General features: G+C 50.6%; 18 protein-coding genes. 14 read left to right on the top strand and 4 right to left on the bottom strand.

Translation table 11 applies throughout. The features are described from left to right. The first annotated feature begins 29 nt into the window (after positions 1 to 29). Positions 30 to 1,148: a pyridoxal-phosphate-dependent aminotransferase family protein gene (locus AC6R03_RS00450; protein WP_500631194.1), complete on the top strand. Its 1,119-nt coding sequence runs from the start codon at positions 30 to 32 to the stop codon at positions 1,146 to 1,148. Between the two features lie 104 nt (positions 1,149 to 1,252). On the opposite strand, the gene AC6R03_RS00445 is transcribed toward AC6R03_RS00450, so the two are convergent. The 4 genes from AC6R03_RS00445 to AC6R03_RS00430 all read right to left on the bottom strand — a co-directional run bounded on the left by AC6R03_RS00445 (position 1,253) and on the right by AC6R03_RS00430 (position 7,836). After that, complete coding sequence (locus tag AC6R03_RS00445; RefSeq protein WP_500631195.1) at positions 1,253 to 3,016, bottom strand: PglL family O-oligosaccharyltransferase; 1,764 nt, start codon at positions 3,014 to 3,016, stop codon at positions 1,253 to 1,255. A gap of 94 nt (positions 3,017 to 3,110) precedes the next feature. Continuing rightward, the gene (gene uvrA, locus AC6R03_RS00440) at positions 3,111 to 5,933 is read right to left on the bottom strand and encodes an excinuclease ABC subunit UvrA (RefSeq protein ID WP_500628794.1); all 2,823 of its coding nucleotides are present in this window, start codon (positions 5,931 to 5,933) and stop codon (positions 3,111 to 3,113) included. 192 nt (positions 5,934 to 6,125) lie between these two features. Then, positions 6,126 to 6,998, bottom strand: coding sequence for a UTP--glucose-1-phosphate uridylyltransferase GalU (gene galU / locus AC6R03_RS00435; protein ID WP_500625660.1), 873 nt, complete (start codon positions 6,996 to 6,998; stop codon positions 6,126 to 6,128). 196 nt (positions 6,999 to 7,194) lie between these two features. Then, a complete protein-coding gene (locus AC6R03_RS00430; RefSeq protein ID WP_487901796.1) occupies positions 7,195 to 7,836 on the bottom strand; it encodes a LuxR C-terminal-related transcriptional regulator in 642 nt (213 codons plus the stop codon). Between the two features lie 333 nt (positions 7,837 to 8,169). On the opposite strand from AC6R03_RS00430, the gene AC6R03_RS00425 reads away from it, so the two are divergent. The 13 genes from AC6R03_RS00425 to AC6R03_RS00365 all read left to right on the top strand — a co-directional run bounded on the left by AC6R03_RS00425 (position 8,170) and on the right by AC6R03_RS00365 (position 21,480). Continuing rightward, a complete protein-coding gene (locus tag AC6R03_RS00425) occupies positions 8,170 to 8,706 on the top strand; it encodes a single-stranded DNA-binding protein (RefSeq protein ID WP_500631196.1) in 537 nt (178 codons plus the stop codon). 144 nt (positions 8,707 to 8,850) lie between these two features. After that, positions 8,851 to 10,863 carry an RNase E specificity factor CsrD gene (gene csrD, locus AC6R03_RS00420; RefSeq protein WP_500631197.1) on the top strand — a complete coding sequence of 671 codons (2,013 nt, stop codon included), beginning with the start codon at positions 8,851 to 8,853 and terminating at the stop codon, positions 10,861 to 10,863. Further along, positions 10,864 to 12,300, top strand: a complete 1,437-nt coding sequence (locus AC6R03_RS00415) for an MSHA biogenesis protein MshI (protein WP_500631198.1) — start codon at positions 10,864 to 10,866, stop codon at positions 12,298 to 12,300. It begins immediately after the preceding gene. Beyond that, a complete protein-coding gene (locus tag AC6R03_RS00410; protein ID WP_334555028.1) occupies positions 12,300 to 12,947 on the top strand; it encodes a type II secretion system protein GspM in 648 nt (215 codons plus the stop codon). Before AC6R03_RS00415 ends, AC6R03_RS00410 begins: the two co-directional genes overlap by 1 nt. Continuing rightward, positions 12,940 to 13,275: an MSHA biogenesis protein MshK gene (locus tag AC6R03_RS00405; protein WP_500631199.1), complete on the top strand. Its 336-nt coding sequence runs from the start codon at positions 12,940 to 12,942 to the stop codon at positions 13,273 to 13,275. The genes AC6R03_RS00410 and AC6R03_RS00405 overlap by 8 nt, the downstream gene beginning before the upstream one ends. Positions 13,276 to 13,290: 15 nt before the next feature. Next, positions 13,291 to 14,922, top strand: a complete 1,632-nt coding sequence (gene mshL / locus AC6R03_RS00400; protein ID WP_500631200.1) for a pilus (MSHA type) biogenesis protein MshL — start codon at positions 13,291 to 13,293, stop codon at positions 14,920 to 14,922. Positions 14,923 to 14,925: 3 nt separating this feature from the next. After that, positions 14,926 to 15,765, top strand: a complete 840-nt coding sequence (locus AC6R03_RS00395; RefSeq protein ID WP_500631201.1) for an ExeA family protein — start codon at positions 14,926 to 14,928, stop codon at positions 15,763 to 15,765. Positions 15,766 to 15,768: 3 nt separating this feature from the next. Further along, a complete protein-coding gene (locus tag AC6R03_RS00390; RefSeq protein ID WP_500631202.1) occupies positions 15,769 to 16,923 on the top strand; it encodes a tetratricopeptide repeat protein in 1,155 nt (384 codons plus the stop codon). Beyond that, a complete protein-coding gene (gene mshE, locus AC6R03_RS00385) occupies positions 16,913 to 18,637 on the top strand; it encodes an MSHA fimbrial ATPase MshE (RefSeq protein WP_500631203.1) in 1,725 nt (574 codons plus the stop codon). Before AC6R03_RS00390 ends, mshE begins: the two co-directional genes overlap by 11 nt. A gap of 8 nt (positions 18,638 to 18,645) precedes the next feature. Next, positions 18,646 to 19,866, top strand: a complete 1,221-nt coding sequence (locus AC6R03_RS00380; protein WP_500627100.1) for a type II secretion system F family protein — start codon at positions 18,646 to 18,648, stop codon at positions 19,864 to 19,866. A 5-nt stretch (positions 19,867 to 19,871) separates the two neighbouring features. After that, positions 19,872 to 20,327, top strand: a complete 456-nt coding sequence (locus AC6R03_RS00375) for an MSHA biogenesis protein MshF (protein ID WP_500631204.1) — start codon at positions 19,872 to 19,874, stop codon at positions 20,325 to 20,327. Between the two features lie 79 nt (positions 20,328 to 20,406). Beyond that, positions 20,407 to 20,982: a prepilin-type N-terminal cleavage/methylation domain-containing protein gene (locus AC6R03_RS00370; protein WP_500631205.1), complete on the top strand. Its 576-nt coding sequence runs from the start codon at positions 20,407 to 20,409 to the stop codon at positions 20,980 to 20,982. Positions 20,983 to 21,015: 33 nt separating this feature from the next. Further along, positions 21,016 to 21,480, top strand: coding sequence for a prepilin-type N-terminal cleavage/methylation domain-containing protein (locus AC6R03_RS00365; protein ID WP_500627097.1), 465 nt, complete (start codon positions 21,016 to 21,018; stop codon positions 21,478 to 21,480). The last annotated feature ends 162 nt before the right edge of the window (positions 21,481 to 21,642 follow it).

The raw sequence follows: 21,642 nt of genomic DNA, 5'->3' as shown, positions 1-21,642 counted from the left end.
ACACCCTCATGATTCAAAAGGAGTTGCCAATGACTTACCAAAGTTTTATCCCCCCTCGCCGTATTTTGATGGGCCCTGGTCCATCCGATATTTCCCCACAGGTACTGCAAGCTTTGAGCCGCCCGACGGTGGGCCACCTTGACCCGCTTTTTATCCAGATGATGGACGAACTCAAGCAGCTGCTTAAATACGCCTTTCAGACCAACAATGAGTTTACGATTGCTGTCTCGGCACCAGGCAGTGCAGGTATGGAGACCTGCTTTGTTAACTTGATTGAGCCGGGGGACAAAGTCATCGTCTGCCGAAATGGCGTGTTTGGCGAGCGCATGCGAGAAAACGTGGTGCGCTGCGGCGGTGAAGCGGTGCTGGTCGATGATGACTGGGGAACGCCGGTCTCGGTAGAGAAAGTTCGTGATGCGTTGCAGGCGCATCCTGATACCAAGCTCCTCGCGTTTGTCCATGCAGAAACGTCGACAGGGGCATGCAGTGATGCGAAGACGCTGGGCGCGCTTGCTAAAGAGTTCAATGTGTTGTCGATCGTCGATGCGGTGACGTCATTGGGTGGCGTGCCACTCAAAGTCGATGAGTGGCAACTTGATGCGGTCTACTCGGGCAGTCAAAAGTGCCTCTCTTGTACGCCGGGCCTCTCTCCTGTGACCTTCTCCAGTGCAGCGATTGAGAAAATCACCGCCCGTCAAACCCCGGTGCAAAGTTGGTTTTTAGACCAAAGTTTGGTACTCGGTTACTGGAGTGGAGAGGGCAAGCGTAGTTACCACCACACAGCGCCCGTCAACAGTCTCTATGCACTGCATGAAGCTTTGCTGATGCTCAAAAATGAAGGGTTAGAAAACGCGTGGCGTCGCCATCAGCAGATGCACAACAAGCTCAAGACCGGCTTATTGGCGCTCGGCTTTGAGTTTGTGGTGGAAGAGTCCGCACGCTTGCCGCAACTGAATGCGATTTATGTTCCTGAGGGGATTGATGAAGCCCAAATACGCAGTCACCTTCTTGATACGTACAATCTGGAAATTGGTGCCGGGCTTGGCGCATTGGCGGGCAAGGCGTGGCGGATTGGCCTAATGGGCTATGGTGCGCGGGAGGAGAACGTCGCACTCTGTTTACAAGCGCTTAAAGAGTCGCTCGGATAGAGTCGCTCGGATTAGAGTCGCTTGGCGAATAATTTGCCCTGTTAATGATTGCAGATGGCTCTCCAGTTCGGAGAGCCTTTTCTTATCTACTTTTTGTTTTCTTTTTATTCTTCGTCTGTACGAAGCAGTGCGTCGGTAGTCGGTGGCACGTATTGCACGTCTGAGAAATCGCGCCGAGGAAACAGGAATTGCGCTTCGGCTCGGATTTGTTCCGCCTTTTCACTGTCATTCAAACCTTGGTAGGCCAGAATTAAGTTGTTGTAGAATGCCGGTCTTGGTTTGTGGGTAATCACGCCCAGCGACCAATCCACGTACGGTTGAATAAATTCAGGGTTTTGCTGGTGCAGGCCAATATTGAGATAGGTGCTGTAGATGTCCCAGTCAAAACGCTCCTGCCAGACAATCGGGTTACTGACTCGGTTAAGGATATCCGGATCTTTCGGTTTGGAGAGCTCAAACTGCGTCAATATGTAGTTGGTGTGCAACGTGGTGACCATGTAAAACGACGTCACCAATGGCAAGATCAAACTTGCTACGCGCAGTCCGGTCTGCGATACGATGCTCAATCGCGCATATCGGTAGGCGCGCTTACGTTGGTCGACCCAGTAAATCAATAAGATAAAGGTTACCCAATGAATCGCTGAGTGATAAAACGGATATTCTAATTGGGTGTGGAGCACGATGGGGATAAAGAGCGAGAAAATCGCCAAACGTGTGCCATTCTTCGCTGCGTAGATACGATACAGCACCAAAATGGCCGCGATCAACATAGCCAAAATCGGCAGCACGCCCCCCTCTACGCCCCAATATAAGGTTTCGTTGTGTGGGTGATCCATTGATGCAAGCCCAGGCGGGTAACTGGCGTTGAGCTGATGTTGACGCGCCGTATAGACCAAGTATTCAGCTTCAAAACGTCCGTAACCATAGCCAGTAAATGGCTTTTCAATCAACATATCGAGCGTCTGAGGGAAGGTGTATTGTCTGGGCCCTTCTAGATTCACCTTTCGCTCTGCCAGGGTGTAGTTCTCACCGATTAACGTGGTCCCTAAGCCAATGGTGACGCCAATAAGCACAGAGACGAGCCAACCGACGGCGCGTTTTTTGGTGGCAAAGCGCATCAAATAAGGGATCAGCAGCACGACGACCAGTAGCGCGCTGAGCCAACCCGTCCGAGAGGCGAGCACGACCAGTAGGGGCAGCACGATGGCCGGTACCAGATAGAGTAGCGCCACATGGCTGACTTTGCGTTGATATTTAATGGGCTGACGGGTCAGCAAATAGCCAGACAGCGCAAGCCCTGTGGCTAAGAAGCTCGCCATGACGTTCGGTTGCTGAAAAATGCCGTAAGGACGATTGGCGTCGGTGTTGTAGCCAAAGGGATTGCCGGGTTCGAGTACTAGGTACTGTACCCAGCCAAACAAGGCCTCAATGAATACGGCGATAACCACAAACCACAACAGCCTTTGACGCTGAGGGTTACTAAAACGAAATTGTTGCAGCACGGCAAACAGCAAAAAACCGGCCCACAATCCGCTTAATCGCGCGACCGACAACGACAGCTCAGAGTGCGGATAGAGCACAGGCACGGTCATGATCACACAACAAAGAAACAGACCTATGGTCAATTTGTTGTAACGAATTTGGCCACGTGTCCCAACTTGATAAAGCCCAAGAGCGATAGCGACTGAGCTCAGCAGCCAAGTGGGTGGGTTAAAGGCAAGGGCCAAGCCTGAACCGCCTGGGTTCGGCATGAAGAAATGCATCGCGACAAGGTAGACTAGGCCAATCATAGCCAAGAAAGGTTTCGTTAGAGGGCGAGCTTGTGTGCGTGCTTGAAGCTGCGTGCCTGCCACGTGGGTGGTTGCCATAGTGTTCCTTTCCAGCAAATAAAACGGGCTGGCACTAAGAAGCACGCCAGCCCGTTTACTTTACTATTTTTTTATTCACTTTTACTACTATTGCTTACTTTAACATAGGCTTAAGGAAGCGCGCTGTGTGTGAGCCTTCGACCAAGGCCACATCTTCCGGTGTTCCGCTTGCAATAATTTCACCGCCGCCTTGTCCCCCTTCCGGCCCCAAATCGACGATCCAGTCTGCAGTTTTAATCACATCGAGGTTGTGCTCAATCACCACAACGGTATTGCCGTGATCACGCAGGCGATGCAACACGGCCAACAACTGCTCGATATCGTGGAAGTGCAAACCTGTGGTCGGCTCATCGAGAATGTAGAGTGTTTTGCCGGTATCGCGCTTAGAGAGCTCACGCGCCAATTTAACGCGCTGCGCTTCCCCTCCGGAGAGGGTCGTGGCCGCTTGACCTAGGCGAATGTAAGACAAGCCCACATCCATCAAGGTTTGCAACTTGCGAGCAATCACAGGAACTGGATCGAAGAAGGTTCGTGCGTCTTCGACCGTCATCTCTAACACTTCGTCAATGGTTTTGCCTTTGTAACGCACTTCTAAGGTTTCGCGATTGTAGCGTTTGCCTTTACAGACGTCACAAGGGACATACACATCTGGCAAGAAGTGCATTTCCACCTTGATCACACCATCACCTTGGCAAGCTTCACAGCGTCCGCCGCGCACGTTGAAACTGAACCGGCCCGGTTTGTAACCACGAGAGCGTGACTCCTGTGTGCCAGCAAACAGCTCACGAATGGGTGTAAAAATACCGGTGTAGGTCGCTGGATTTGAGCGCGGAGTGCGACCAATCGGGCTTTGATCGATGTCGATCACCTTGTCAAAATGTTGTAGCCCTTTGATGGTTTTATACGGCGCGGGTGTGGCGGTCGTCGCACCATTGAGCTCGGTGTGGGCAATTTTAAAGAACGTATCGTTGATTAAGGTCGATTTGCCTGAGCCAGACACCCCGGTGATGCAACTAAACAGCCCAACAGGGATCTCCAGCGTGACATCTTTGAGGTTGTTGCCCGTCGCGCCAATGAGCTGCACGACTTTTTTCGGATCCTTAGGCGTGCGCTCCGTTGGAACTCGGATCTGCTTTTGACCGCTGAGGTATTGGCCCGTGAGAGAGTTCGGATTGGCAATGATCTCTTCCATGGTGCCTTCTGCCACTACATTGCCGCCATGAACGCCCGCGCCCGGACCGATATCAATCACGTGATCCGCCATACGGATGGCGTCTTCATCGTGCTCCACGACGAGCACGGTGTTGCCAAGATCGCGCAGGTGAGTCAACGTCTTGAGCAGGCGCTCGTTATCACGCTGATGAAGACCAATCGAAGGCTCATCCAGTACATACATCACGCCAACTAAACCGGCACCAATTTGACTGGCAAGGCGGATCCGTTGCGCTTCACCACCGGAGAGTGTCTCGGCGCTGCGGGATAGGTTGAGGTAGTTGAGACCGACATTGACCAAAAACTGCAAGCGGTCGTTGATCTCTTTCATCACTTTCTCGGCAATTTGTGCGCGCTGACCTTCCAGAGTCAATTCATGGAAGAAGGTCAGTGCATCGGCAATACTGAGTTCGACAATTTCCGGCAGCGTCGTATCGCCAATGAACACATTGCGCGCTTCAAGGCGCAGTCGGCTACCGTCACAGCTGCTACAGGTTTTGGTTGAAATGTACTTGGCCAAATCTTCGCGTACCGAGTTAGATTCAGTATCGCGATAGCGGCGCTCCAAGGTATTGAGAATGCCTTCAAACGGATGACGTTTAACGCGAATATCCCCGCGATCATTGATGTAGTTAAACTCCACTTCCGTTCTGCCAGAGCCGGTGAGAATCACATCGCGAATTTTCTTTGGCAGAGACTTAAAGGGTGCGTTCAGGTCAAACTGATAATGGTTGGCGAGCGACGTCAGCATTTGGAAATAGTAGTAGTTTTTCTGATCCCAACCGCGGATAGCACCCTCTGCTAAACTGAGTGACTCATCCAAAATCACGCGTGCAGGGTCAAAGTATTGCTGAACGCCAAGGCCATCACAGGTATGACAGGCGCCGGCTGGGTTGTTGAACGAGAACAAGCGCGGTTCAAGCTCTTGCATGCTGTAGCCACAATGGGGACAAGCAAAGTTAGCAGAGAACACGATCTCCTCGTCGTTGCCCTCCATCGGCGCGACCACTGCAATCCCGCCCGACAGCTCTAGGGTGGTTTCAAACGATTCGGCTAAGCGCTGCTGCAAGTCGGCTCTCACTTTAAAGCGATCGACCACAACCTCGATGGTGTGTTTCTTGTGCAGTTCTAGCGTTGGTGGATCGGATAAATCGCAGGTTTCCCCATCAATACGGGCGCGGATAAAGCCTTGCGCTGCCAAGGTTTCCAGCGTTTTGACGTGCTCGCCCTTACGCTCTTTGACAATCGGCGCCAGCAGCATCAGTTTTGTCCCTTCTGGCATCGCCAACACTTTATCGACCATCTGTGAGATGGTTTGCGCGGCGAGTGGAACATGATGATCAGGACAGCGCGGCTCACCTACACGTGCGTAGAGCAGACGCAAGTAATCGTAGACCTCAGTGATGGTGCCGACGGTTGAACGAGGGTTGTGTGAGGTGGACTTCTGCTCAATGGAAATGGCAGGAGAGAGACCTTCAATGTGGTCGACGTCGGGCTTTTCCATCAAGGACAAAAATTGACGTGCGTACGCCGAGAGTGATTCCACGTAGCGTCGTTGCCCTTCGGCATAGAGCGTATCGAACGCCAGAGAGGATTTACCTGAACCGGATAGGCCAGTGATGACAATCAGCTTATCGCGTGGGATGGTGAGGTTGATATTTTTTAAGTTATGGGTGCGCGCACCGCGGACTTCTATCTGATCCATTGTTATCACTCAGGGCAAAAAATAGTGGCACAAGTATTACACAGTGTGAGCAATGTGCAAATAAAATACTGGATGGAAGAACAGTGTTTGGAGGTGCTAGTTCCTAGTTTCTAGTGCCTAGTTTTGAGTTTATGGTAGGGAGGGAAAAAAAGGGCGAGTAGGGGAGGCCTACTCGCACTGAATCTAGAGAGATTAGCTCTCTTTGGTTGTGGCTTGTTTACCTAGCTCAGAGGTTTTGGTGTCTTTGAGGTAGAGGTTTTCGAAGCAGTAGTTGGTGGCCTCGATGTAACCTTCGACGCTGCCGCAGTCAAAGCGTTTGCCTTTGAATTTGTAAGCCAGTACGCAGCCTGCTTTGGCTTGTTTGAGCAGCGCGTCGGTGATTTGGATTTCGCCACCTTTACCTGGCTCCGTATTTTCGATCAACTCAAAGATGTCTGGAGTGAGAATATAGCGGCCGATGATGGCAAGGTTGCTTGGCGCTGTACCTTTCTCTGGCTTCTCTACCATGTCGTCAACGCGGAAAATGTCGTCTTTGATCATTTCACCAGAGATAACGCCGTATTTGTGGGTTTCATCTTCTGGCACTTCCTGTACAGCAACAATTGAGCAGCGGAACTGCTTAAATAGCGCGACCATTTGTGCCAGTACGCCTTCTTGCTCATTGACACACAAGTCATCCGCGAGGACAACAGCGAACGGCTCATCGCCAACCAGTTCACGCCCGGTGAGGATCGCGTGGCCAAGGCCTTTCATTTCACGCTGGCGAATGTAGGTGAAGTTAGCACTGTCGATGATGTCACGAATATCGACCAGCAACTCTTCTTTGTTGGTGCCGCTGATTTGGTGCTCAAGCTCATAGTTCTTATCAAAGTGATCCATGATGGAATGCTTGCCACGGCCTGTCACGATGCACATGCCATTCATGCCGGCCTGAATCGCTTCTTCCACACCGTATTCGATCAGTGGCTTGTTCACCACTGGCATCATCTCTTTTGGCATGGATTTGGTGGCAGGAAGAAAACGCGTCCCATAGCCCGCCGCGGGGAAGAGGCACTTTTTAATCATGAGTAATACCCTTTTTTAATTTTTTAACCCAGTGAGCGCCGTAAAAACTGACGTGAACGACGTAATCACACTTTGCGATGTGATTGATGGCCGATACCTTACCATGACTGTGGGAAATGGCGAATGAAAGCGTTCCTTGTCGGCCTTAAAATGTGCGGGTGTGAGCTCATTTGTGTTTGTATAAACGAGAGCGTTATCAGAGATTGGCTTTGGCCCACTCCATCGCTTGGACTCGATTTCGCACCTTGAGTTTTTTGTAGGCTTGATAGAGGTGCGATTTTACCGTGAATTCGCTGATGAACAGGTCCTCGGCGATCTGTGCATTGGACGCACCACTCTTAAGGCAGCGCAGAATTTCTAGCTCGCGCATGGTGATGTCGAGCACCACTGTCGCCGTTTGGCTGCTCATCACCGTGCGATAGTGATAGAGCAATTGTGCAGTGACTTTGCGAGGTAACCAATTTTCACCATTAATGATTGCCGCGCAGCCTTTGGCGATCACCTCTGGGGAGTCGTCGCAGTAAAACAGACCCTTGAGATGTCCAAAGGTTAATAATTCATCGGTGGAAAGGCGCTGATACAAGTTAATCAAAATCACTTCAAAGTGTTTGTTCAAAAGCGGTAGTGCTTCGATTTGCGCTTGTTGTTGATGCACAAATTGGTAGTCAAATATCAGAATCCGATGGCGTTCTTGTTGCAGCGCCAGCATCAGCTCTGATGGCTCCATACGATGGATGGTGATTCGCAGCGCCCGCTGGATATCATCGACGTGCGGGTGCGAGTCGTTTTTGTTATTACAGATAAAATGCAGAGTACGAGCGTAAGACGATTTGGGCATGGCAGACCTATGAGTCGGTGAATCGAGTCGTTAGCGTGGTACAAAACCGCATCAAGTGCGATTTAAGACCGTCGCTTTGCGTCTCGCTTCAAGCGCAAAAGTAATCGATGGATAGCTCAGCAGCAATCTGACGTGAGTTTGCTCGAAAGAATATCGGCGTGGGATTGGCTCGGGCTCGCAGTGTGTCCATCTTGATAAGGAATTCTTGATGAAGGATTCTTGTGAAGAGAAGCTGAGAAGAGAATCTTGGGATAGAAATTTATCAGCGCGTCAAAGCGTGTTATTCTAATGCGCTATTTAGGTATCAACACTCAAATTTGGACGGAGCGAATCATGGCGACCCGCGGAGTAAACAAAGTAATTTTAGTCGGTAACCTGGGCGGTGACCCGGAAGTACGTTACATGCCTAGCGGTGGCGCAGTGGCAAACATCACAATTGCAACGTCTGAAAGCTGGCGTGACAAGGCAACCGGTGAGCAGCGCGAAAAAACGGAATGGCACCGCGTGGCACTGTTTGGTAAGTTGGCAGAAGTCGCAGGTGAGTACCTGCGTAAAGGCTCTCAAGTTTATATTGAAGGTCAACTGCAAACACGTAAATGGCAAGATCAAAGTGGTCAAGACCGTTACACGACGGAAGTGGTTGTACAAGGCTACAATGGCGTGATGCAGATGCTAGGTGGCCGTGCTCAAGGCGGTGCGCCAGGTCAAGGTATGGGCCAGCCACAGCAGCAAGGTTGGGGTCAGCCGCAACAACCGGCACAGCAAGCGAGCCAGCCTCCTCAGCAATACGCTCAGCCGCAACAAGCCCAACAGCCAAAACCTCAGTACAATGAGCCACCGATGGATTTTGATGACGACATCCCGTTCTAAGTCATTAGTTTTAGAAAAAAGCCGCGAATGTCGCGGCTTTTTTGTATAGTGACTAAAATCAAGCTATTACTTGCTGTCATTGATGGTCATCGAGCCTTGTTGGTCGGGATCGATGCTCACTGTTAGGAAAGGAACTCCGAACGCATGAGGTACACCCCTACCTTAAAATTGAGCACTCGCTTAGTCGCTTTTGTCACCATGATAGTGATCATTGCGATGTTCATTCTATTTCTCGGTGGTACGCTCTCGTTTCGCAGTCTAGGTCAGCAGTATCTCGATCAATCCTTGCAGGGAATCGTTGAGGTTGTGGACAAGGAGATGGAAGACCCTGACGCTGCCTACTCTCTCCAACGCTGGATGCCTAAAATGCTCCAAGCGTCGAACATCGTCGAAATGGAACTCTCCTCCTCGTACGGCGTGATTTACCGTTTTAAAGACACGTCGTCCAAAGTCGAACCCGCACTCTTGTATCAGCAATCGTATCCGCTCGAGCGCAATGTCGGTTATCAGATCGATTTTAAAGCGGTGCCTCCTTATATTGGCTATGGCTACTCGCTGCAAGCCATGTGGTCAATCACCATGGCGATTGGTTTGGTTATTTTCTGTTTGATGCAAGGGGTGAAATGGCTCAAAGAGCAACTCTCGGGCAGCGAGCGGCTTGAGGAGCGCGGGCGGATGATTTTGGCGGGGCGAGTGGAAGAGTACGCGAAAGGTGACCCAACAGAGTGGCCTTACACCGCTAGTCAGGCGCTTGATACCTTGATTGAAGAGCTGCAAGATGCGCGTCAAGAGCGCAGTCGATTTGATGCCTTTATTCGCACCCAGACGTTTCTTGATCAGCTGACAGGAACGGCAAATCGTGTCCTCTTTGATAGTAAATTGGAGTCAGCATTATCTGAAAGTGGCTCAAGAGGTGGCATTTTGCTGCTCAGAGTGGATGATTGGGCGCTGATTCGAGAAGAGTACGGTGAAAAGCTTGCGAATGACTTTCTTATCGAGGTCGGAGAGGGGCTGAACAATGTGATTCAACGCTATCCTGATCTGATTTTGTCGCGCTACTACCAGTCAGACTTCGCGATTTTTGCCCCGCATTTGTCGAATAAAGAAGTGGCGAATTTGGCGAGTGCCGCGCTCAAACAATTGGCGAAATTAACCCCGCCCAACCCGCTTGATAAAGACAATTGGGTTCATATTGGCGTGAGTATGTATCACGAGGGAGAAAGTCAGGGCAGAATCATCGACGAGGCGGAAACCGCGCTGAAAAGTGCTCAGCTGCAAGGCAATAATACTTGGAGCCGATTCAACAAACATACCTCTCCTGAAGAAGACCGAGGTAGCGTTCGTTGGCGAACCTTACTCGATATGGCATTGGCACCCGATAAGCTGCTGGTGTTTGCGCAGCCTTGTTATTTGCTGACGGAACAGCAAGAGACCCAGCTCGATCATTTTGAACTGTTCGCGCGCATTAATGATCCCGAAAAAGGGGTACTTAAAGCGTCGCGTTTTATTTCTGCCGTAGAGTCAGTGGGTTATGGCGCCACTTTAGACAAATCCATGTTGACCTTGGTGATAAAGAGAATAAAATCTCAGCATTCTTCAGTATGTTATTCTCTTAATCTCGATGTGACCCCGTTCGCGGAGCGAGAGTACTTCAAGTGGTTTCGAGATGAGTTGTTACAATTGACCATTGCTCAGCGAGGCCAGTTGATGTTTGAGTTCTCTGAAGCTCGTCTGGTTAAGCATTTAGATTATATGCGCCCAGTGATCAAAGTGATGTCTGGGTTAGGGTGTCGCGTGACGGTTGGTCAGGCTGGGCGCTCCATTGTGAGTACACACTACTTAAAAGATCTCTCTATCACCTATTTAAAACTGCATCGCGGTTTGGTTAAACAGATCGAGCAACGGCATGAAAATCAGCTCTATATCCGTAGTATGCTTGGTGCGTGTGCGGATAAGGAAACGCAAGTCATCGCCGTTGGGGTAGATAACAAATTAGAATTTAGAACCTTACTTTCTCTTGGCGTCGAGGGTGTGCAGGGGCGGTATTTTGAGGAAGAGCGTCAGCTTATTCCGGAAAGATCGGCGACTCAGTCCATCTCAGCTCCGCCCAAAGTGCAAGTAGGTCGTAGAAATCGTTGGCGGAAAACAAGCAGCTAAATGGACATTAAATCACTGATTGGTCACTTCAAACCAAAATCAAAAAGCGCGCCCAGTTTGTCGGTGGTGGTGCAGCCTAGTGCGCTGCATTTGTCGCTGCCCGAGAATGCGGAACAAGTCGTTGAGCTCGCTTGTGATAGCCAAAACTGGCAAGAGATACTCCTTAACGCACTCAAGCAACATAAGGTGTCTCAGGGGGCGGTCAATGTCGTGCTTCACTCTGGCTTGTACCAAACCTACCAGATAGAAAAACCGAAAGTGCCTGAAGAGGAGCTCAGCGCCGCCCTACCGTTTTTGATTAAAGATCTGATTTCTGAAAAAGTGACCGATGTGTTGGTGGAGTCCACACCGATGCCAACCAGCAGCAAGCTGCAAGTGTATGTCACGCAGAAAAAAATGGTGCTCGGACTCTATCAATCACTCAAATCGCTAGGGCTAACGCTCAATGCTGTGGCCGTGGAAGATGAGCTGTGGGCGCACAGCGCAGGAGAACTGACGCAATTTCTCTTGCTGCAACGTGCCAAGCAAGGACAATTTAAGATCAGTGCATTCGTTGATGGGCACAGCGTGTTTCAGCGCACCATTCGCGGTATCACGCCGCCTTTGACTGGGGTGGCCAGCAGTTTATTGCAGCTAGATAGCATCGCATTGGAATTACAACGTTCGGTCGATTACCTCTCTTCACAGATGCGCTCGCTCTCTTTGCATCAGATGAAAGTGTGTTGTGATGAAGAGGATCAGCAAGAGATCGCCGATGCGCTCTCTGAGCGTCTGAGCGTTAAAGTCGCGCCACTGAATGGTGAGTCGGTGGAGTCGGCTCATGTGCTGCTGCGTGCTGCGCAGCAAACGGTCACGATGGTCAACCTCTTCCCTGACAGCCTCAAACCGAAGAAACAGCGCTTTACCTTATCCAATGTCGCCATCGTGTGGGCGGCGTTACTGGTGGTTTGTGTGTTGGTCTACGGTTATGAGGCCATGCAGCAAGGCCAACTCGGTAAAGAGCTGGCGCAGTGGAAACAACAAGAGAGCAGTTTGGACGCCGAAGCGAAAGCGCTAACAGAAAGGCTCGCCAAGCACAAACCTGATGCTGCTAAAGTGGCGGCGGTAGAGCGGCTGAAGCAAGAAATTGCCGCCACGCGAGATTCACTCCATGCGGTCCGTCAATTTGATCAGTCTGCCCAAGTGGGTTACTCCGGGGTGATGCGTTCGCTATCCGAATTAGCCAGAGACGATATCTCGCTCGACTCGATTGCTATCTCATCCTCATCACTCGATCTTAAGGGCTTGGCAAGAGAAGCTGCAGCGATTCCAAGCTGGGTGAGCGAATTTAAATCCGAACTTAATTTGGTCGGACGTTCGTTTGAGCAGTTGAGTATCGGCCGTAATGAGCAAGACATCATTACGTTTGAGCTGAAAACAAAAGGAGAATCCAAATAGTGGCTAAGGTATGGATTCAATGGAACGATAAGTTCGCCAAGCTCAGCGCAAGAGAAAAGTGGCTGATCACTTTGTGTGGCGTGGTGTTGATCGTCATGGTGATGTTTGTCTTGCTGATAGAACCCACGATCAAGGCCAACGAGCAACTTAATCGTCAAGTGATGACCAGTAAAGCCAACGCGCAGCGCCTCGAAGGGGAAGTGCTGCTCATGACGGCGAAGCTCAAGCAGGATCCGAACCAAGCGATCAACCAAGAGTTTGAGCGTTTGTCTATCGAAAGTCAGGCGCTGTCAGAGGAGTTAGCCAAAACCATTGAGGGATTGCTGACGCCAAACCAAATGGCGCAAATGCTTGAAAGTGTGTTAGCCAGCAGCAAAGGTCTGCGACTAGTCTCTTTGCAGTCGCTCAAAGCAGAGCCGATTATGCGTAAGGGCAATCAAGGTGAGTCGGGCTACTATCTTCACCCTGTGCAAATTGAGCTCACTGGCGACTTTTTCTCTATCGTCACCTATCTGGAGACATTGGAGTCCATGCCAAGCAAGTACTATTGGCGACGCTTTCACTATTCGGTCGAAAGTTACCCAACCGCGCGTTTGGTGATGGAAGTTTACACCCTAGGGACAAGGCAGGAGTTTATTGGTGGTTAAACAGCTTGTATTGGCCGCCATCGCGGCATTTGTTGGCATCGCGTTGCCCTCACAGGCATCCGATGATCCTACCGCGCCCCTTGGGTGGGTGAAACCGGCAGAGGTGGCGGTGGCCACCAAACCGAAACGCCCACCGTTGCCCAAAGTGCAAAGTATTGTCTGCCATGAAATGAGCCCATGTCAGGCGGTTTTAAGCGGGAAAGTGGCGCAGCATGGAGATACCGTGAACGGGTATCGAGTCAGCCGTATCGAGCCAGAACAAGTGGTGCTCGCTCGCGGGAATCAGCAGTGGACACTGTCGATGTTCACACTAGATATTAAGCAATAAGGTCATTGGAAGGATATGCGTAAACTTGCCATAGCAATAACAATAACATCTCTGGTGGGCTGCTCGATGGGCCATCGCGATCCGGTTGAAGTCAAAGCGGCCTTGAATGAATCCATCAATGAATCAAACAGTCGCGCCTTGACCGATTTGCCTCCGGAAGTGAGTGCAGACTTGATGCCTGAACTGAGTGACAGCGGATCCAATCGCGCCAAAACCTTAAAGCGTTTTCGCGTTAAAGCGGACGGTGTTGATGCGAAAGCGTTTTTCACCAGTTTAGTGGTAGGGACAGAATTTAGTGCCGCCATCCATCCAAGCGTTGCAGGTAATATCACCCTGAATTTAACCGATGTGACCATGGATGAAGTGCTGGCGGTGGTGCGAGACCTCTACGGCTATGAGATCAGCAAATCGGGCAATGTGATTCAGGTTTACCCTGCGGGGCTTCGAACCGTGACCATTCCTGTCGATTACTTGCAGTTTACGCGTTCAGGGCGCTCGTTGACCTCGATCACCACGGGAACTATCACCAATACAGACACCAACTCTTCGAGCAGCTCTTCCAGTTCGAGTTCCTCGTCGACTCGTTCGGCAAGTTCAACCAAAGGCGGAACGGAAATTGAAACCACCAGTGAAAGCGATTTCTGGCCACAGCTGCAAGCCGCCGTCTCACAGCTGATCGGTAATGATCGCGGCCAAAGTGTGGTTGTCACGCCGCAAGCCAGTGTGATTACCGTGCGCGCGTATCCTGACGAAATTCGAGAAGTGCGTAATTTCATCGGCGTCTCACAACAGCGTATGCACCGCCAAGTGATCTTGGAAGCCAAGATTTTGGAAGTCACCTTAAGTGATGGCTACCAGCAAGGGATCAATTGGTCGAAGGCGTTTTCATCCAACGGCACCGATTTTAGTTTAGGTCAAGGGAGTATTAGTGGGGATGGAAGTGTCTCAACTTTACCTGGACTTGATGCCATTGGAACCTTGTTGGGGGGACAGACTAATTTGGTGATTTCTAGCGGGAGTTTTGATGCTGTGATCAGCTTTATGGCTACACAGGGAGATTTGAATGTCTTATCTAGCCCACGAGTAACGGCATCAAATAACCAGAAAGCGGTCATTAAAGTAGGTACTGATAGTTACTTCGTCACCGATTTTTCGACAGATACCGATTCGAGTAGCTCTACAACAACTACTTCAACGGATGTTGAGTTAACGCCTTTCTTCTCAGGTATTTCATTGGATGTTACGCCACAAATTGACGATCAAGGCAATGTATTACTCCATGTCCACCCTGCTGTGATTGATGTCAGTGAGGAGACTAAAGAGATAACCTACGGCAGCAATAGCCTCACATTACCTCTTGCCACTAGTTCCATTCGAGAGTCAGATTCGGTGATTCGTGCCCAAGATGGTGACGTAGTGGTTATTGGCGGATTGATGAAATCCAATACCCTAGATCAAACCTCGAAAGTCCCATTTTTAGGTGATATTCCAGCGCTCGGGCACCTATTTAGAAACACCAGCCAAATTACCCAGAAAACCGAGCTAGTGATTTTGCTTAAACCGACGGTGGTCGGGGTCAATACTTGGCAGAAAGAGCTTGAGCGCTCGCGTGATCTCTTGCTTGAGTGGTTCCCTGACGATAACTAGGTCATGTATTTAGAGCACTTTGGTTTTTCTCAGCAGCCGTTTCATCTCACGCCTAATACTGAGATGTTTTTGGGCTTGGCACCGCACTATGAAGCGATTCAAACCGTGAATGCCGCGCTCAGCATGGGCGAGGGCGTGATCAAAGTGACGGGAGAAGTGGGTACAGGGAAAACTATGGTGTGTCGGATGATGACGCGTCACTTTCTCGATCAAGTGCAATTGGTATTTCTGCCCAACCCCGCATTGAGCGGCGATAAGCTGCGCTTTGCGATAGCCAAAGAGCTGGGCGTGTCATCGCAAAATGAGCTGAGTGTGGTCGATGATATCCACAACAAGCTGATTGAGCTGGCCCAGCAAGAGAAAAAAGTGGTGGTGTTGGTCGATGAAGCGCAAGCGCTCAGCGATGATGCACTGGAAGTGTTGCGACTGTTTGGCAATTTGGAAACCGAGCAAAGCAAACTTCTGCAAATCGTGTTGGTGGGTCAGCCAGAGTTGGATGAGCGCCTCTCGCAGCATCATTTGCGTCAGTTTCGTCAGCGCATCACCTTTAATGCTAAGTTGAGAGCGCTCAATTTAGACGAAACGGTCGCGTACATCGATAACCGCTTAACGCGCGCGTCAGCACCGGCGAGTCTGATGTCTCTGGCGCATAAAAAGGCCGTATGGCGCGCGAGCCAAGGTTATCCGAGATTGATCAACCAAGTGTGCCACAAAGCGTTGGTGTCGGCCTTTAGCAAAGGGGCGCATCAGTTAACGAATCAAGACTTGTTTGACGCTATTAATGATACGTTCGATACCGTTAAACCCAAATTTAAACACCCACTGTTGTGGGGGTGGAGTTAAACCATGAGTGCCATCAACAACGCTCTCGCCCAATTGACGGATAAACAATCCGGCGCCAACGAGACGATCCAACGTGCCGTCGTTGCGCCCGTTAAACAAGTGCGTGTCCTACCTTGGGTGGTGGGGAGCTTTTTCTTAAGTCTGGCAGTCGGTGGTTTTGCGCTCTCTCAGCAAGAGACAGCCATCAACCAAATGACACAAAAGCAGAACGCCCCCCTGTCTGACGCGACTCTAGTGCCTTCACCAACAGCGAAACTCACCTCAAGTGCTCAAGCCGTCTACGTTGCGCCTGAGAAAAAATCGGCACCATCGACTCAGCATGTCTCTTCGACATCTAGAGCGTCTTCCCCAACAGTGGTCGATAAGCCCGCGGTGGAAAAACCTGTGCTGGTCGCCAAAGTAGCAACGCCGATAAGCGCCACCGAGGTGCAAGAAGAGAGTGTTTCCAATACGTCGCATAGCACTTCAGTTGGTGGCACTGTTTCGAATAGCATTGTTTCGAATAGCACGGTCTCGAAGGGAAATGAATCGAGCGGCAGCATGGTGGTGGAGCACGTTGAACTGACGCCTGCACAATTGGCTGAGAAAGCGCAGGCGCGTGGGCAAAAAGCGCTTGAGAGTAACAATTTAAAAGAGGCCCTTGAGCATTATCATCAAGCGCTGAACTACACCCCGGAAGATATCGAGATCCGCAAACGTCTCGCGGCGCTCTACTATGGCAAAGGGGAAGTGCGTAAATCGGTCGATATGCTGCAAAAGGGCATCAGCCTAGATAAAGAGAACAATGAGCTGCGCATCGCGCTGGCGACATTGCTCATCAAAGAGCAGCAAAACACGGCGGCGTTGACCGCAGTGGCGTATCTGCCACGCCAAGCCTCGGTGGAGTATCTCTCTTTGCGCGCGGCGCTGGCACAAAAGCAGCAGCAAAACGCCCTCGCTAAAGAGAGCTATCAAGCGCTCACCGAGCGTGAACCTGACAGCGGTCGCTGGTGGCTCGGTTTGGCGATTGCCAAAGAGCGCGCGTTTGAATTAGACGGCGCGCAACAAGCGTATCAGCAAGCCCTATCGAATCTCGGCTTATCCAGTCAATCTCAACAGTTTGCCCGCGATCGCCTCGCGATTATTGCTCAACTACAGGAGCCCGCCCGTGAAGATTAAACTCAGAAAACGTCTTGGTGACTTGTTGGTTGAAGAGGGGATCATTACCGAGCAGCAAGTTGAGCAAGCGCTGGCGGCGCAAAAATCGACCGGCAGAAAGCTCGGTGCTGCGCTGATTGAACTGGGCTTTTTGTCAGAGCAGCAGATGCTCTCGTTCTTATCGCAGCAGCTCAATGTACCGCTGATTGATTTGGCGCGCGCGAATGTGGATATCGATGCGGTGCAAGTGTTGCCTGAGGTACACGCAAGGCGTCTGCGCGCCTTAGTGATTGGTCAAGAGGGCGATACCCTGCGCGTGGCCATGAGCGATCCGGCAGACTTGTTTGCCCAAGAAGCGCTGCTTGGGCAGCTGTCGCAATACAACATCGAGTTTGTCATTGCCCCCGAGAAGCAGTTGGTGGATGGTTTTGACCGTTACTATCGCCGCACCAAAGAGATCGCCTCCTTTGCGGAGCAGCTTCAAGCTGAACACCAAGTCACGGACGCGTTCGATTACACCATTGAAGATGATGACAGCGAAGAGGTGACAGTCGTCAAACTGATCAACTCGCTGTTTGAAGATGCGATCCAAATCGGCGCTTCCGATATTCACATTGAGCCCGATGCCAATGTCCTGCGCTTACGTCAGCGTATTGATGGTGTGCTGCATGAAACGCTACTCAATGAGGTCAATATCGCTTCCGCTCTGGTACTGCGCTTAAAGCTGATGGCCAACCTTGATATTTCAGAGAAACGCTTGCCGCAAGATGGCCGTTTTAATATTCGCGCCAAGGGGCAATCGGTCGATATTCGTATGTCGACCATGCCGGTTCAGCATGGTGAATCGGTGGTTATGCGTTTGCTTAACCAATCCTCCGGTATTCAAAAGCTTGAAGCGTCAGGCATGCCAGACGATCTCTTGGTTCGCTTGCGCCGCCAGCTTAAACGTCCACATGGCATGATTTTGGTGACCGGCCCAACCGGTTCCGGTAAAACCACCACCTTGTACGGCGCGCTTAGCGAGCTCAATAGCTCAGCGAAAAAGATCATCACCGCCGAAGACCCGGTGGAATATCGCTTGCCACGGGTTAACCAAGTTCAAGTTAACCCGAAGATAGATTTAGACTTCTCCACGGTGCTGCGTACCTTCCTTCGTCAAGACCCAGACATCATTTTGATTGGTGAGATGCGTGACCAAGAGACGGTGGAAATTGGCCTGCGCGCTGCATTGACGGGTCACTTGGTACTCAGCACGTTACACACTAATGATGCCATTGATAGTGCGCTGCGCATGATGGATATGGGTGCGCCGGGCTACTTGGTTGCCAGCTCAGTGCGAGCCGTGGTCGCGCAGCGTCTAGTGCGTAAGGTGTGCCCAGACTGCAAAACAGAAGAGACGCCCGATGAGAGCCGCAAGTTATGGCTGGCTCAGCGTTTTCCGAATCAAGCGGAGGCGACGTTTGTGCGTGGTCGTGGTTGTCAAAACTGCAACCTGACTGGTTATCGTGGTCGTATCGGTGTGTTTGAAATGCTCGAACTTGAGCTAGATATGATGGACAAACTTCGCGCCAATGACGCCGTTGGCTTTGCTCAAGTAGCAAGGCAGTCAAAAACCTACAAGCCGCTGCTTGCCTCCGCGATGGAACTGGCGCTGCAAGGAGTGGTGAGTTTGGATGAAGTGATGGGGCTTGGCGAAGGCGACTCATCTGGCTTTAACCAAGCGATTTATCTCTAAGGTGAGCTATGCCGAGTTATCGTTACCAAGGGCGTAATCTAGAAGGGGCATCGGTGTCGGGTGTGCTTGAGGCGCCGACACAAGACGCCGCCGCAGAGCAGTTGATGAACAAAGGCATCATCCCCACCGAGCTATCGTTAGGGGGCGGCAGTAGTGGCTTTAACATCGATTTGAAAGCGTTGTTCACTCCCAGTGTACCGCTGGAAGTGTTGGTGATTTTTTGTCGTCAGTTGTACAGCCTGACCAAAGCAGGGGTGCCGTTACTGCGCTCAATGAAAGGCTTGACGCAAAACAGTGCTCACAAGCAGCTGACCGAAGCGCTAGAAGAGGTGACTCAGGAGTTGACCAACGGTCGCAGTTTGTCTGCGTCGATGAAAATGCACCCTAAGGTGTTTAGCCCGCTGTTTGTCTCCATGATTGGGGTGGGTGAGAACACGGGTCGTCTCGACCAAGCGCTGCTGCAACTGGCGAACTACTACGAGCAAGAGGTGGAAACCCGCAAACGTATCAAAACGGCGATGCGTTATCCGACCTTTGTGATTTTGTTTATCACTGTGGCGATGTTTGTGCTCAACGTCAAAGTGATCCCACAGTTCTCCAGTATGTTTGCCCGTTTTGGCGTCGACTTGCCGCTACCAACCAAGATCTTGATCTCCACCTCCAGTTTTTTTGTCAACTACTGGACTTGGATGGTTGCCGCGATTGTCGCGGCGCTATTTGCCTTTCGCTCTTGGGTAGGCACGGACAATGGACGTGAGAAATGGGATAAGTTTCGCCTGAGGATGCCGGTGGTCGGAGAGCTTATCAACCGCGCTCTGCTGTCGCGTTTTTCACGAACTTTTGCTCTGATGCTCAAGGCGGGCGTGCCGCTCAACCAATCATTAGCGTTATCCGCCGAGGCGCTAGATAACCGCTATCTAGAAAATCGTTTGATGGAGATGAAAGCGGCAATTGAAGCAGGCAGTACCGTTTCTTCCACTGCCGTTAATAGTGGCATTTTTACCCCATTGGTGATTCAAATGCTGTCGGTTGGGGAAGAGACAGGGCGCATTGATGCCTTGCTAATGGAAGTCTCTGATTTTTATGACCGAGAAGTGGACTACGATTTAAAAACCTTAACCGCGCGTATAGAGCCATTCTTGCTGGTGGTGGTGGCGGGCATGGTCTTGATATTGGCTCTCGGGATCTTCTTGCCGATGTGGGGAATGTTGGACGCAATCAAAGGATAAGCGCCATGGTGATCGAGCGGGCACGGCTGGTGATATGGCTACTGTTGGTGATCATCTTGATCATGACGTACAGTATGGTGTGGCAAGATGTTGAATATCAAGCGGACGACGCCGCCTTTGCCGTGGCGTCCAAGCGGATTGTGGAGCGAGCCAGTTACTATAGACAGCAATGGTTGCTCGCCAAGCAGCCAACGTCGCTCACGATTGAGCAGCGTAAAGTGCATTTTTCCGCTAAGGGGTGGGTACTGCCCCTTAACGAGCAAGGGGATGTGGATTGCGCGTACTGGTATCGCGCACTCTACCCTGAAGAGAGAGTATTACGGCAAACTCCGCGGCATATTTCAGATGAGTCTGATTTGCGCGGTTATATTTGCCATTATGATTACTCGTCCGATCAAACGATCGTGATGAGCTTAAAAAACGGTAAGTTTTTGACTAAGGTCGTTTTTCTGGCGCGATAGGTCGGTATAATCGCCATCTTTCGTAGCGTATCTATGTTTTATCCGTATAATACGGCGTACTAATTACTGGGTTGCAACTATGTCTAACAAACAGTTTGGTTTTTCTTTGGTGGAGCTCGTTGTGGTGATCGTTGTGGTCGGCCTACTGGCTGTCGCCGCGCTACCACGTTTTCTCGACGTGACGGATGAAGCGAAAAAAGCCAGTATTGAAGGTGTCGCTGGTGGATTTGCCACGGGCGTATTGTCTGCCCGCGCGCAGTGGGAAGCGGAGGCTAGGCCGTCGGTGAGCATCAACTCCGAAACCTACAATACGGTCAACTACGATGGTGTGGAATTTTGGCTAACACGCTCAAAAACCAGCAATGGTACGGATACCGGTTTTCGTGATGGTTACCCGCAAGCATTAAACAGCAACAACGTCGACTACCCAACGAGTTTGACCGACCAAGCTTGCGTCGACTTGATGGACAACCTGTTGCAAAATCCCCCACGAGTTGGCACTGTAGCGGATGCGAGCAGTAACTCGAATATAAAGTATTCTGCGCAAGCCGATAGCTCGGCCTCCACTTGCACCTATGTTCAGCAAGAAGGCAGTAGCGAGCACGAGTTTGTGTATGAGATTGAAACTGGTCGTGTGACCGTAACTTTGCAGTAACCCTGCGGATATTCACTATAGAGAGATCTAACTATGAAAAGACAAGGCGGTTTCACCCTAATCGAACTAGTGGTGGTAATTGTTATTCTAGGTATTCTTGCGGTTACCGCAGCACCAAGATTTTTGAATTTGCAGGGTGATGCGCGTGCATCTGCTTTGCAAGGCCTAAGAGGCTCAATGGCTGGGGCTTCTGGGATCGTGTATGGTAAATCAGCAATCCAAGGTATTGAAAAGTCTATTAGTGGTACGGTTGATGGGAATGTGGAAGTTGTATATGGCTACCCAGCCCCTTCGGCTACAGGTATCGGGAATGCGATAGAGAGCAATGGTGATTTTGCTGTCATTGATGGTCATGCAAGTGCAGCAGATGATGTTAGTGTTGTATACTCCTTTACTGACAGCTCAACAGACAGCAAATGTGTTGTCGTTTACAAAATGACTGTTGCTGAATCAGCGTCAGGGCCATCGATTACTGTAGCTGATGCGAATGACTGCTAATGATTGGCGATAAATTAAAAACTGAGTGGATGTAGAGAAATTAGCATCACATGCGAATCTCTTACTAACTCTAAGTTTGATGAAACCGATATTGTGTAGTCAATATCGGTTTTTTACTTTGTGTTCATCCCAATCTTTCCTTATTTATCAATCATTACCCTG

This window comes from Vibrio sp. R10-SG-ISO4 (genome assembly GCF_059834135.1).
Note: the sequence above shows the minus strand (reverse complement) of the source record. Positions and strands in the feature narration are given on the sequence as shown.